Source organism: Microbulbifer maximicatervae (SeqCode), assembly GCF_052467695.1.
In genome coordinates this window covers 3,311,241-3,325,203 of sequence record NZ_CP174320.1, presented here as the reverse complement: position 1 = coordinate 3,325,203, position 13,963 = coordinate 3,311,241, and the positions used below count along the sequence as shown (strand labels likewise).

Annotated in this window: 12 protein-coding genes; 7 read left to right on the top strand and 5 right to left on the bottom strand. The window is 45.7% G+C overall.

The features are described from left to right. Window positions 1–38: 38 nt before the first annotated feature. The gene (locus tag ACJJI8_RS14740; RefSeq protein ID WP_282933328.1) at window positions 39–245 is read right to left on the bottom strand and encodes a DUF2905 domain-containing protein; all 207 of its coding nucleotides are present in this window, start codon (window positions 243–245) and stop codon (window positions 39–41) included. Window positions 246–367: 122 nt separating this feature from the next. Here ACJJI8_RS14740 and ACJJI8_RS14735 point away from each other — a divergent pair, with 122 nt between their 5' ends. The 5 genes from ACJJI8_RS14735 (at window position 368) to ACJJI8_RS14715 (ending at window position 5,911) form a co-directional block, all read left to right on the top strand. Next, window positions 368–1,534 carry a PQQ-dependent sugar dehydrogenase gene (locus ACJJI8_RS14735; protein ID WP_444905691.1) on the top strand — a complete coding sequence of 389 codons (1,167 nt, stop codon included), beginning with the start codon at window positions 368–370 and terminating at the stop codon, window positions 1,532–1,534. 67 nt (window positions 1,535–1,601) lie between these two features. Further along, window positions 1,602–3,254 (top strand): amidohydrolase, encoded by a 1,653-nt coding sequence (locus ACJJI8_RS14730; protein ID WP_444932799.1) that lies wholly within the window; start codon window positions 1,602–1,604, stop codon window positions 3,252–3,254. Window positions 3,255–3,458: 204 nt separating this feature from the next. Further along, complete coding sequence (locus ACJJI8_RS14725; protein ID WP_413665255.1) at window positions 3,459–3,932, top strand: GNAT family N-acetyltransferase; 474 nt, start codon at window positions 3,459–3,461, stop codon at window positions 3,930–3,932. Between the two features lie 286 nt (window positions 3,933–4,218). After that, window positions 4,219–4,674, top strand: a complete 456-nt coding sequence (locus tag ACJJI8_RS14720) for a hypothetical protein (RefSeq protein ID WP_444912696.1) — start codon at window positions 4,219–4,221, stop codon at window positions 4,672–4,674. A gap of 604 nt (window positions 4,675–5,278) precedes the next feature. Continuing rightward, window positions 5,279–5,911, top strand: coding sequence for a GyrI-like domain-containing protein (locus ACJJI8_RS14715; RefSeq protein WP_444932798.1), 633 nt, complete (start codon window positions 5,279–5,281; stop codon window positions 5,909–5,911). 324 nt (window positions 5,912–6,235) lie between these two features. Here ACJJI8_RS14715 and ACJJI8_RS14710 read toward each other — a convergent pair whose 3' ends face one another. Further along, window positions 6,236–8,452: a M3 family metallopeptidase gene (locus tag ACJJI8_RS14710; RefSeq protein WP_444932797.1), complete on the bottom strand. Its 2,217-nt coding sequence runs from the start codon at window positions 8,450–8,452 to the stop codon at window positions 6,236–6,238. Between the two features lie 892 nt (window positions 8,453–9,344). Between ACJJI8_RS14710 and ACJJI8_RS14705 the strand changes: the two genes are divergently transcribed. Then, entirely contained in the window at window positions 9,345–10,295 is a 951-nt protein-coding gene (locus ACJJI8_RS14705; RefSeq protein ID WP_444932796.1) for a right-handed parallel beta-helix repeat-containing protein, read from the top strand. Window positions 10,296–10,961: 666 nt separating this feature from the next. Next, window positions 10,962–11,918, top strand: coding sequence for a right-handed parallel beta-helix repeat-containing protein (locus ACJJI8_RS14700; RefSeq protein ID WP_444932795.1), 957 nt, complete (start codon window positions 10,962–10,964; stop codon window positions 11,916–11,918). A 109-nt stretch (window positions 11,919–12,027) separates the two neighbouring features. On the opposite strand, the gene ACJJI8_RS14695 is transcribed toward ACJJI8_RS14700, so the two are convergent. The 3 genes from ACJJI8_RS14695 to ACJJI8_RS14685 form a co-directional block, all read right to left on the bottom strand. Further along, window positions 12,028–12,414 (bottom strand): RidA family protein, encoded by a 387-nt coding sequence (locus ACJJI8_RS14695; RefSeq protein ID WP_444916150.1) that lies wholly within the window; start codon window positions 12,412–12,414, stop codon window positions 12,028–12,030. A gap of 11 nt (window positions 12,415–12,425) precedes the next feature. After that, window positions 12,426–12,794 carry a VOC family protein gene (locus tag ACJJI8_RS14690; RefSeq protein ID WP_444905699.1) on the bottom strand — a complete coding sequence of 123 codons (369 nt, stop codon included), beginning with the start codon at window positions 12,792–12,794 and terminating at the stop codon, window positions 12,426–12,428. A gap of 148 nt (window positions 12,795–12,942) precedes the next feature. Then, window positions 12,943–13,914 carry a LysR family transcriptional regulator gene (locus tag ACJJI8_RS14685; protein WP_444905700.1) on the bottom strand — a complete coding sequence of 324 codons (972 nt, stop codon included), beginning with the start codon at window positions 13,912–13,914 and terminating at the stop codon, window positions 12,943–12,945. Window positions 13,915–13,963 lie beyond the last annotated feature (49 nt).

Sequence of the window (13,963 nt, the reverse complement as noted above, 5' to 3'; positions counted from 1 at the left end):
TCTCACCGCCAGGAGATAGTTGCCCTGGCGGTTTTTTATTAACGTCGAAATAAATTCACCAGTAAACTCAATACCAAACTAACGATAATCATCGATACAATTGGAAAGTAAAAACGGGTGCGCCCCGACTCCACACGAATATCTCCCGGCAAGCGCCCGAACCAGCTGAATAACCCTGGGGAAAAGTGCAATAGCACCCCAACCAACACTAAAATTATTCCTGCGATAATCAACCAGCGGGACATCTATTCACCTCCCTACAGAGTGATTTAACGCCCTGACAATTACCCTGGCGTACTGCCTGGACATTCCCCAGTGACTACTCTATCTATGCTCAATCCCGAGACAAATCGATAGAGGCTATGTGGTGAAATACCTCCTTAGTGTAGTTGTCACAATCTGCATCTTTTTTAGCACTGCTGCCAATAGCCAGAATAATCCTTTGATTTCCCGAGGCACTATCCCGCTCGCCGAAGAGGTTACCCTTACTTCAGTCGCCGGCCCACTTGAATACCCTTGGGGTATAACCAGCCTGCCCGATGGAAGTTTTCTTATCACCCAGCGCAGCGGACAACTCAGAATTGTAAAAGATGGAAAATTATTGGCGGACCCTATCGGGTTTCCAGCAGAAATCTTGTTTCTTGGCCAAGGGGGCCTACTGGATATCGCTGTGAGCCCCACCTTCCCTCAAGACCAGATGCTCTACTTCAGTTATGCCATTGGCAATATGGACAACAACCGACTTGCCATTGGTCGGGCTAAATGGAATAACGGCAAGTTGGAAAACTTTGAAGAGATATTCAAGTCCGCGCAGGGTAAAAATAACGGCGCACACTTCGGTTCCCGGCTCGCCTTCCTACCCGATAAAACGTTGCTGGCTACCATTGGCGATGGCGGTAATCCCCCACAAGAATTCCTCGATATTTTTGCCCGGGAACAGGCCCAAAACCTACAAACCCACTTCGGCTCTATTATTCGTATTAATGGGGACGGTTCAATTCCCGACGACAACCCATTCAAAAACCAAGCAGATGCCCTGCCGCAAATCTGGAGCTTTGGCCACCGCAATCCCCAAGGATTGGTGATCGATCAACAAAGTGGGGAGATCTGGTCCTCCGAACACGGCCCCGCAGGAGGCGATGAATTGAACCGCCTCAAAGCTGGCAGTAACTATGGCTGGCCAAGGGTCACTTTTGGTCGGGACTACCGGGATGGCTCCAATATAGCCTTCAAAATCGAGGGTCCAGAATTTACCTCGCCCGCACTGGCCTGGCTCGATACCCATGCCCCTGGGGGACTGGCCTTCTACACCGGCAATGCCTTCCCCGAATGGAAAGGACGGCTTATTTCCGCCGGGTTAGTTAGCGAAGATTTAAGGATCATTCAGATAAAAGATGGCGCTGCCATTGGCGAGCTAAGGATACCTATTGGGGAGCGCGTACGCGACGCAGAAGTTGGCCAGGATGGCAGTCTTTACATATTGACCGATGGCCCCAAAGGCCGTTTACTGCGCATAGATCCAGCAAAACAATAACTCGAATTTTAAGATATTCGACTAGTTGGGGCGAGGTCCAAAAGTCGCCCTATAAGGCAAGCTATCTATGCGTTTTTTCCGCCCCCTTACCGCCACTCTACTTATGGCCACCTCACTGTGTGTTCAGTCCACCACTCTGATTCACAATGTTTCCGGCTACCAAACTACTGATGATCAACTACTCACGTTCGATGCTTTAGCCTTTAATCAAGGTAAGGTACTGGCAACTGGAAGCTATCAACAGCTGGAAAAGCAATTCCCTACAGCCGATAGAATTGATGCGCAGGGTAAAACTCTACTCCCAGGCCTAATTGATGCCCACGGCCATATGCTGGGCCTGGGCCAACTCACCAGGGAATTGGACTTACGCGATCACTCCCTTGCAGAAGCACTCTCTGCCATCAAGAAGTACGCTCGGGATCTGGGGCCCGACGAATGGCTATCGGGCCGTGGCTGGAACCAGGTTACCTGGCCCAACAAAGCTTTTCCAACCCGTAAACAACTGGATAAATTGGAAATAAAGCAGCCAATTTGGTTGCGCCGGGTCGATGGCCACGCAGGTTGGGCCAATTCCAGGGCCCTGCAATTAGCGGGGATCGACAAGGAAACCCAATCACCAGATGGCGGTGAGATTCTACGGGATGAAAACGGCAACCCGACAGGCATCCTGATCGATAACGCCATGAGCCTGATGTACAAGGCGATACCCGCACCTACTTTAGCCCAGGAGAAAAAGAGTCTACAAAATGCATTTACCACCGCTCTCTCACTGGGATTAACCAGTGTGCATGATGCGGGTATCAGCGAACAGACCCTGAACGCCTACCGAGACCTGGCAAATAAGAAAGCCATCCCGTTGCGTATTTACCCCATGCTTTCAGTAGATAGCCACAACTATGCCCAGTTACTTCAGGCGGGGCATATTGGAGAGCCTTCGGACCGGCTGTATATGCGCAGCATTAAACTTTCCGCCGATGGCGCCTTGGGAAGCCGAGGCGCTGCCCTGCTGGAGCCCTACCACGACCGTCCTCAGGAAAAGGGGCTGCTGCTCTACCCGGAAGACAAAATGTTGGCTTTGCTCAAGCTGGCTACCGACAATAACTTCCAGGTTAACGTACATGCAATCGGCGACAGGGCTAACCATATCGTATTGAACCATTTGGAAACCCTAAACAAGGCAGAGAGCCAGGCTAGCTATCGTCATCGCGTGGAGCACGCCCAGGTTATTGAGATGGAAGATATTCCGCGCTTCGCCCGGCTCAACTTGATTGCCTCTATGCAGCCCACTCACGCTACCAGCGATAAGAACATGGCCGGCGACCGCCTGGGGAATGAGCGCCTGATCGGCGCCTACGCTTGGCAGACCCTGCTGGAACAAGGCACTTCCATCGCCGCAGGCTCCGACTTCCCTGTAGAACCCGCAAACCCGCTTTTCGGTCTACACGCCGCAGTTACCCGCCGCGACCGCCAGGGAGACCCCAGTAAAGGCTGGCGCACAGAAGAAGCTATGACTCTGGAGCAAGCCCTGCGCGCCTTTACCCTGGATGCAGCCTATGCCAGCCATCAGGAGAAAGTCATCGGCAACCTTGAAGCCGGGAAGTTCGCCGATTTTATTTTGCTGGATAAGGATATTTTTACGATAGCTCCCCAGGAGATCTGGAAGGTACAGGTTCTGGAGACCTGGGTTGAAGGAGAGCAGGTCTACCGTAAACCCCTGTAGCCAACCACTAACCTCCATTATTCCCGCACTTCAAACCGCGAATACCGGCGAAAGTCGGTATTCGCAGAAACAACGACCGTCCCATAATTCACCAAGAGCCTTGTATTGCACTATTGCTATACTACTTTTTGTGGCTACAAGAAAACTTTATTGATAAAGCGCATATAGGTTAATGCCTCAAATAGAAACCAAATAGACCGCGCTATGAAATACATCCAAATACCCGTAAGCGACGCACCTTTGTATCTTCTACTCGAAGCAGATCCCTCAAAGAAGAAAATAGACAGCTATTTACCTGAATCCTGGTGTTTCGCAGCAATTGATGCTGGCGTTGTGGAAGGTATATGCGTAGTAAAAGAAATTGATACCGCAATCGCTGAGATTTTCAATATCTCAGTTTCTCCTGAAATGCGACAGCAAGGGATTGGATCAAAACTGTTAAAGTTCTCTCTATCAGAGCTCATCACCAGGGGAGTTCATAGAGTTGAATTGAGCACCGGTACATTTGGTTACCAACTAACGTTCTACCAACGCCATGGGTTCAGGGTTGAAACCGTCATTAAAGATTATTTCTTACATAATTACGATCAGCCCATTATTGAAGATGGGGTACAACACAAAGATGCCTTAAGGCTACTATTAGAAATTACAAGACATACAAAAAATCAACAAAACTAAAAAACAACAAATCTTTTGACTAAGATTTATCAGTGAAATTGGTACATTCTTACTTTCTAAAAAAGATTCCCACTCACATCTTCACCAAGGCCAAAGCCCCAACCTTGAATTTTTACAGGAAAGCTTAATTGTCGCAATTGTCCTGAAATTATTAAAATGATATCAATCTAAACCATCATTCTAACTTGATAATTTTGAAAAGAACTGAGATTATCTTTTAGTAATCTAGACTATTAAGAGATTACAGGAAACCCACCTCATATAACGATTATCGAGCATAGGAAATATGCAAGCACTAAGAAAATTCTTAAATAGACTATTTTTTGGGTTAGGATTTAGCATAGCATGCCTTGGCACTGCTACTCCATTGAGTGCTTTCGCCGCAGAGAGAAAAGCTCCTCTTTGGAAAATGGGTATTGATAAACGTATAGAAGCCGCAACAGCAATCATTGCCACCGAATTTAAAGAGGGAGAAAATGGCAATTTGACGGAAATAGTCTCAGAAGTACTTAAATTGGACGATGGTGTCGATTTACATTTTAAAGTGGGTGATGTGTACAATGAAAAAATAGAAAACGAGGCCGGCATTCGAAAAAATAAAATTAGCGGGCAAATCATATTTATGGCTGGCAACCCCGCTAAGATGGTGATAGCTGGCTCCTATGCAGGTGATAAAATTGGCGGCATGTCGGGCCTCCCTATCAAGGTTCTCAAACAGAAAATAGAAGCGGAGCGCAATTAACCTGTAGAAATTTAGTTCTGCCTTATAGATCAATACTCACAGCATAAGCTCAGCAGAGATCCACAACCAAATCTAATAATCACATAAGGGCAATATTAACGGGCCAGCATGTCGATCGTGTATCCGCCCCTCCGGTGACGATCTAGATGACTCTAGTTAAAACCACTTTACTCCCCTGTCAAGGTAATCCTCTCCAAGTTGAATACTAGCGCTAGGCTCCAAGTCGATGCATATGCGATCGGCGACGGAGCTAACCTTACCACCTCGATATAACCTACCCACGTTACTAGTAATAGTATCGCCCCACTATTGAAGGCGGAGTCCAACACAAAGACATATTGCGACTCTTACTAGATCTTACAAGTAGACGGTAGTAAAGCTATCGGCGGTGTAATAACTACCCTAAATAATAAACGTGCGCCTTTCAATCATCACTCTTCACACCGGGCTCCAAGTCGTCGTAACGCCATTCAGTTATAAGTGAAAATTTCCTTTCATCTAATCTAACTTGACCTGCCAAACATCAACATTAAACCACCCATCTTGAACACTGTATTTATAAACAGTAAACTTAAAGCGACCTAGAAAGCACCAAGGGAATACTATGCCAGTAAAGCATGAATGGCGAAAAAAAGAAAAATCTCTCTATCTCCCTAAAACTCTACCTGAAGTTATCGATATCCCCAAACTCAATTACATTACTATTCATGGAGAGGGCAGCCCTGCCGAGGAGGCATTCACAAACTGTATCGACGCTCTATATTCCTTGGCTTATGCTATCAAGATGCTTCCCAAAAAAACGGATGAGAAGCCGAGGGGGTACTTTGATTTTACAGTCTATCCATTAGAGGGAGTCTGGGACATCAATGAAAAAGCCAAAGAGAGTTATTCTGGGAAGATCAAAAAAGAAGATTTAATCTATAAGCTGATGATACGTCAGCCTGATTTTGTCGAGCTACCCTTTTTCAAGGAAATACTTAACTACGTTAAGAACAAAAAACCAAATCCACTACTGAATCAAGTTAACTTTGAGACTATTTTAGAGGGGAAGTGTGTACAAATGCTCCACTTAGGGAGATTTGAGGATGAGCCTATCAGCTTTGAGAAAATGGAAGCCTTTGCTAAAGATCAGGGCTTAAATCGCCTATCCAAGGTACACAAGGAAATTTATCTTTCAGACACAAGAAAAGTTGCACCGGAAAAATTGAAAACCGTATTAAGGTTTCGGGTTAGCTAAATAATGGCTTATTTTGACCCCCACAGCCAACTTTTATCATCAGATCCCCCCAGTATCCCAAACCCTATTTTAGTACCAGCTATACACTAACTATTATCAAGAAACCCTCCAATTATGAAAGCCATTTATTAAGTTATACATCGGGAATATATTCAAGGTGATTATGTTTCCAGCTAAGTTAATTAGCGCCTGCGGCTAAACAAGTAAAAGAACTTCACAGAGGGTGAGATCAGAAACCAGCTGAAATACTCACAGACCAAGTTAAACCAATAAAAAAAGCCGCACCCAAGGATGCGGCTTTTTCGTCACGGGAACTATTGCTAATTAGTCCTTAACAGCTACCGTGCTTGCTTTCTTTTCAGGGATCGGGAAGCCACGATCGCGCATTAATGCTTCGATATTGGCATCGCGACCACGGAAAGAGCGGTAAGCGTCTGCCGGGTCCAACGCATTGCGAGGAGCGAACAAGTATTTCACCAGTCTCGCAGCTACTTCCTTATCGTAGAAGCCGCCTTTGGACTCGGCGAAAGCCTCAGAGGCATCGGAGGTCAGCACGTCGGCCCACATGTAGCCGTAGTAGCTGGCCGCATAGCCTTCACCGGAGAAGATATGACCAAAATGAGGAGAACGGTGGCGCATCACCAGTTCATCCGGCATACCCAGCTTCTTCAAAGTTTCACGTTCAAACTTGTCTGGATCGATACCTTCAGGATCAGCAGTGTGGAATTTCATATCCACCAGTGCAGATGCCAGGTACTCAGTAGTGGCAAAACCTGAATTGAACTTAGCCGCCTTCTTGATCTTCTTCACCAGATCCGCAGGAATCGGCTCACCAGTTTTGTAGTGCACCAGATAATTGTCGATAACCGCATCGGTAGACAACCAGCGCTCCAGCAGCTGAGACTGGAACTCGGTGTAGTCACGCACACCGCCATTTAAGGTCGGATAAGTAACGTTGGACGCGAGGAAGTGCAGCGCATGGCCAAACTCGTGGAAGAAAGTCTCTGCATCATCCCAACTTACCAGTACAGGCTCACCGGGAGCACCCTTGATAAAGTTAGAGTTGTTGGAAGAGAGAACGTTCTTCTTACCATCGAAAGTGGAGTGATCGCGGTACATGGTTGCCCAGGCTCCAGAACGCTTACCTGCACGAGCAAATGGGTCCAGGTACCAGAGGCCGATATGATCGCCACTCGTCTTATCGGTAACTTCCCAGACCTTAACATCTTCATGGAATACCGGTACTGAGCCTTCCTTCACTGGAGTGAACTCAAAATTGAACAGCTCTCCAGCCACATAGAACATGGCTTCACGCAGGTTATCCAGCTGCAAGTACTGTTTAACTTCATCGGAGTTCAGGTCGTACTTGGCCTTGCGAACTTTTTCTGCGTAGTAGCGGTAGTCCCAGGGCTCAATAGTGATATTGGCTTTCTCGGCATCAGCCACAGCCTGCATATCAGCCACTTCTTCCTTCACGCGACCAACTGCCGCCGGCCATACCGCTTCCATCAACTCCATGGCGCGCTCAGGCGATTTCGCCATACGATCGCGCAGGCGCCACTGAGCGTAGTTGTCGAAACCTTGCAGGCCAACACGTTCGTCGCGCAGCTTCAGGATTTCAGCGATGATAGCGTTGTTATCGTGCTCATCACCATTGTCGCCACGGCTGTAGTAATTGGTCCAAATCTGCTTACGCAGCTCGCGATTGTCAGAGTAAGTCAGGAAGGGATCCATGGAGGAGCGGGTATTGGTAATAGCGTACTTACCTTTTTCGCCCTTCTCTTCCGCCAGGGCCGCCGCAGCAGCGACAAAGGAATCCGGCAGGCCACCCAGCTGATCTTTAGTCAGGAAGATGTCATAGCCTTCCTCATCAGCCAGTACATTATTGGAGAACTTTGTATAGAGTTCCGCCAAGCGCTTATTGATTTCTGCATAGCGCTCTTTCTTTTCCCCTTCAAGGGTGGCGCCATTGGTTGCGAACTGGGTATATACCAACTCGACTACGCGCTTCTGCTCAGCGTCCAAATCCATTGATTCACGCTGATCATAGATAGACTGGATACGCTTAAAGAGAGCCTTGTTTTGGTAAATCTTGGACTCGTAGTCAGCCCACAGAGGTGCCAGTTCGCGCTGAACCTCTCGGAATTCCGGGGAGGACATATTACCGGCCCAGATTCCATAATAAGAAGATGCACGACCCAACTCTGCACCACTGCGCTCCATCGGAACGAAAGTGTTGGCGAAAGTAGGCTTGGCAGGATCGGCGGCTATGGCGTCCAGCTCTGCCAGATTCATCTCAATACCCTTCTCAATTGCGGGCTTGAGATCTTCAAGATTCATCTTGTCAAACGCAGGAACACCACCAAAAGGACCTGTCCACTCCGCCAATAGCATGTTGCTGGCGTGCTCAGGACTTACAGCCATGGACTTCTCGGCATTCACGGTATCTTTGACCACCTCAGCCTGTTGTGTCTTTTCACCACAACCGCCCACTACCGCAAGAGCTGCGGCCACGGATAGTGCGATCATTGTTTGACGCATCGGTATCTCCTCTAGGATAGAGCTTTGTAATAGTTTTAAGAGCGGGAGTTTAACCCCAGTTGGCCTCTGCCCGCCAATACTACCGCCATTCTCAGCCAAGGCTGCGGCAGAGTGAAAGAAATACACGACGACTTCCTTCAGCTTTGACCATACGGTCTAGGCTGCCCACACCTCTCCTATTCAATGGTCCCTTCTGAAGGAACCAAATCAAAAAATTCGGCCCATATCGCCTACTCGGTCATAGTCAGTTTACTTCCATCACCATCAGCAGCTCACTTAAACCCCAACACAAACAAAGCCTTCGGCAACAAGCTATTGCAGCTCCACATCCTTGTTTGCCTTTTTAAAAACTAAAGAGTATTACCTCGCACCTAAAACTGATGCTTTAAATCAGAGGAGCCCCCAGCAGGAAACCAAGTTTCATTTAAGACAATTAGCGACCAATAAAACCGCCCCCAAACTAAACACAAACAAACACATTTAAATATATTTAGGGAAACCTGCTCCCATTTATAATTAGATAAATTTTTCTCTATTGAAAATAGTCACCTCAATATAAAACCCTTGACTACCGGAAATATTCCCCTGCAGAGAAGTGTAATGAGCGACAACCGGTAAAAATATCAGAATATTTGCCATACGTATCAATGCACTTCGAAAATAAAGCTATAGACGCCAAGCAACCGCGCTTAACTTATGCGACTTTTCATAATTATCTCCATTAAAAAACACTATTAAAACTTCAAAACAATATTTATCTACTCAAGACAAACTGGGCAATATTTAAACAAAAAGCAGGCGCTCTTTTTTAGGCACAAATATCAACCCAGAAAACCTAGCTTTTTATTTTATTCATACTTTCGCTTAACTGATTAAAAGTAGGGAAAGACTCATGCAAAAGAAATCCATTTTACCACTTGGTGCAGCTGTTGCGGTTTTATCAATGGGTGTCGCCACAGGCTCACAAGCTCAGGCGGTTAGCTGCGGTGACGTAATAACCACTCCAACCACCCTCGATAGTGATTTAGTGTGCACTATTGCTGATGAATTTTCTGTCGCAATAGCAATTGAAGGGCCATCTGGCAGCCTTTCAATGGGAGATTACAGTTTGACCTGTTCCACCAATAAATTTGGCACAGGTATTATTTTACTGGAAAGTGGTGCGCGGCTTAGCGGGGGTAGCGTAATCGGTTGCGGCGACGCTGTGACTGTTGGAGGTGATGGTGGCCATTATGTTACAGGTGTCACTATCACTGATTCTGGTAATAATGCTGTTTATGTCAAAAGCAATTTCAATGTAGTCAGCAACATGACAATCACTGGAGGTAGTGGGGTTGTGGATGAAGGTATCCTAATCCAGGGTAACAACAATCTCGTCAACAACAATTTTGTTGGAAATACTGACAATCCTGGCATCGAAATTACAGGAGCCTACAATCATGTTTATTTTAACGAGGTCTATTTTTGTGCAACCGATGGAATTGTAGCTGGCGGTATTTTTTCACGTGTAACCCACAACACATCCAACTTCAATGGTTACCAAGGTATTTCAGTTGCTGGTAGCTACGGCACTATCGCGCAAAATAAGATTGCAGATAATGATTTTGCGGGAATCCAGCTACTACAGGGCGAATTCAATAATATTGCCAATAATAACGTTATTTATAATGGCACTTATGGGATATATATTGCGGACAGTATGCCCACCGACAATACGATTTCTGGCAACTTCTCCAAGGGCCATACCTACGACTTATATGACCCAGAAAACTTTGCTTGCATAAGCAGCAATACCTGGATAAACAATACATTCACCACTTCTGACCCGGGCTGCCTCGATTGAATTGATAATTTAAGACCATATAAGCATATGGCCAGCAAAAAAATCATTAATTGAGAATTTAAATGTACAAACGACCCTCTTTTAATTTCAAAAAGAGGGTCACCCTTAAACACACGACAATATCAACTAGGAAAATATACCGCAATCCTCTACATGTTAATTAACTCAGACAACAACGGATAACCCTACCTACCACTTTCGATCAGGTTCTAGCATAGTGAGTCCGCAGATCTTATTCTGGCATAAGATTTATATATTAATGTCTACAACCCCATGTACAACACTAGCGAACTCGGTATAGAAATAGAGATAATAGGGGCGCTCAACTAACCAATGGTAGTATTAACGGATTATATTTCAGTGTAGATAATCCAGTTTTCACTTCAAACAAATCATAGAAAACAATATATTCACAATATCTAACTCCTACTGTCTTGATTATGTAAACCAGAAAAATGAGGAGCTTTATATAATTTTCTGATAATTACACACAGGCCCCAGGCGCACGCAAAAACCACCAAAAACCACCAAAAACCACCAAAAACCACCAAAAACCACCAAAAACTCCGTAGCGCTATAAAAGATGTAGACAGCTAATACTGCCTCATTAAAGTATATCACCGTATTAATATCTACACTTCTTATAGCTGTTAAAAGGAGTTACCTATGTTCTACCCTATCCAATACCCTAAAACCCTTTCCATGACTCTATTTACTTTAGGAGTCTCCCTATCATTAACGGTCAATGCGGTAGATTGCGGAGATGTCATTACCGAACCCGCCACCCTAACCGAGGATCTAGTTTGTGAGTTTACGGATGCTCCTGCCTTAACAATTCAGGGGCCAACTGGAAGTCTGTATATGAATGGACATTCCTTGACTTGCTTAGGATCAGATGCAGGCAATGGAATCGTGCTTATAGGCACATCAGCTGAATTATCCACCGGAACAGTAAATGGTTGCAATGATGCAGTTTTACTCTTAGAGGCGGGTGGGCACACTGTATATGGCATAAATGCATTGCTTCCACTGGACGATGCCATTGTTGTAAGCAGTGATAGCAATATCGTCACAGGCAATTATGCACTTGGTGACGGGAATGACTCAGATGATGGAATCGATATCAATGGTAACCTTAATTTTATTTCCCAAAACATTATTGAGTTATCCGGTGACGAGGGTATGGAAGTTGACGGCACTTCCAATACAATAATCGGCAATACTATTACTGGGTCCGACAGTGATGGGGTCGAATTAGATGGAGATTTTTCTGTCTTTGTTTCAAACATTGTACAAGACAATGACAATACAGGTATTGAAATTGAAGGAAGCTCATGCACCGTTTCAAATAACACAACAACAGAAAATGGATCTTCTGGAATTTCATTAGAATTTTCCGCATCCAACAATGGCATCAGTCAAAATACCAGTAGTGACAATGGAGCTTACGGTATATTAGTTACCGGTGTTAACGCCATTGGCAATAACATTGTCTTTAACACTGCCACAGGAAACGGCTTATTCGACCTTGAAGATCTTTTTGAGAGTGAGGAATGTAGCGTTAACAATAACCTTTGGTCAGGCAACACTTTCTCATCAGCTGAGCCGAGCTGCCTTGAATAAACCCTAAGTTACGTCTGCCGGGGTTATTAGCCTTTAAACTAAGGCAATAACCCCGCCCCCCCTTACTGCCAATGCTACTATTTCAGGTCGGCATTACCCCCTTTTCAAATTAACTTTCAGAGACAACGGCATCCATCTCAATCTCCACTAACCAATTAGAGTCAATAAACCCCTTAACCTCCACAAAAGTACAGGCAGGGCGAATATCTGAAAATAGTTCCCCATGTGCCCTGGCCGCATCTTCCCAGCGCTTTATATCAACTAACATAATCCGGGTTCTTATAACGTCAGGCAGATGTCCACCAGCCTCCTTAAGAGCAGCGACAGCAATATCCAAGCAGAGTTTGGTCTGGCCATAAACATCACCGATAAAGGCAGTTTTGCCCTCCGATATAGGAGCGGTCCCCGATATAGCGATTTGCCCCCCGATCCTACAGGCTCTTGAAAACCCTATGGGATTCTCAAGGTATGAACCGGAGCTTATCAATTTTCTCACTTTAACTCCTTCTAACGAGTAAATACGGCTATTTTATTTCCATCCAAATCCCTAAAATAGGCCCCATAAAAAGATTCCGAATTCCTATAGCCTGGACCACCTTCAGATGTCTCTCCAAGTCCAAGCGCTAGAGAAAAAATCTTATCGACTTTATCAATACTGCCAACGTTAAGGGCTAACATTGTACCGTTACCAATACTCGCCTGCTTTTTATCATAGGGAGCAGTAACAGCAAGTTTTGTGGAGGAGCCTTTAAACTGCCAGAAAATAACTGTATCAGAGCGATAAACTTCCTCCGCAGCAATAGGGGCTAAAATCTTGCAATAAAACAGCCCCGCCCTAGGCAAGTTATTTGTACCTAATGTTATATGAGAAATCATGTCGTAAAGCACCCTATTGGGAATAGTAAAACCTAAGATTTTATGGTCTTACCGCTAAAGCAACTACTGTATTTCAAAGGTTTCAATCCGTGATCAGGTCTCTATTTAGTGAGAACGGCACCTCCAGATAATTGCCCATACCTAAATTCTACAAATTCCCAGTAGTCAACGGGCAGGTCTCATATTGGCATAGCTGGTGATCAGGACCGAACTCAAATCGGCCTTTAATTTCATTTAAATACTCCAACATTGCCGAGACTCTCTTGGGCTTATTGACTCCGGGCCGATAGACTACATAAATTGGCATAAATATCGCGTGCCATTCGGGAAATATTCGTATTAACTCCTGCTTCTCCAACTCACAGATCATGCTGTTAACCGGAATTTGAGCTATTCCCACCCCGCCAGCAGCAGCTCTTTTTGCCGTTTCTGGATTGCCACAATGGAAGTTACTTCGCACTTCGATAGATTCCGTTTTGTTTTCGGAAACCAGAGTCCAAAAAGCAGACTCAGGGGCAGTCCCGGCTGTAATACAATTGTGCTGCCTGAGTTCCTGGGGTGACTCAGGTATTCCGTACTCCCTTAAATAGTCCGGACTGGCTACCAGAACCTGAGTCGTATACCCGATTTCTTTCGCCACCAAACGGTCATCGGCGATCTGCCCGACACGAATTGCCAGGTCTATACCCTGAATAAACAGGTCATCAAAAGTGTTGGATAGCTCCAGCGAGATTTGGGCTTTCGGCCACTGCTGGAGAAATGGAGGGAAAATATACTGGGCCAGGTAGCTCCCCATGGCCGGGGGAGCCGATACACGCAGCAACCCCTGTACTTGCTGCTCTATCTCCCGCACATCCTCGCGCAAGGATTTAAACTCCTCCACCAGTAAAGAGGCCCGGCGAAGGGTAACCCTACCCGCATCAGTAATCTCAATTTTCCGTGTAGAGCGCTCCAGCAGCTTGGCTTGTAGTTGTTCTTCCAGCTTCGAAATGGCTTTGCTCACTGTAGATTTGGGCAGTCCCAGCTCCTCGGCACACTGGGTGAGACTCAGCAGTCTGCAAGTGGTCACAAAGATCGATAAAGTTCGAAAGTCTATAGTTTCCAAATCGCGAACAATCAATTTCCAAAAACCTTATTGTTTCCAATAAGCTGTGAGCTTAGTCTGTGCG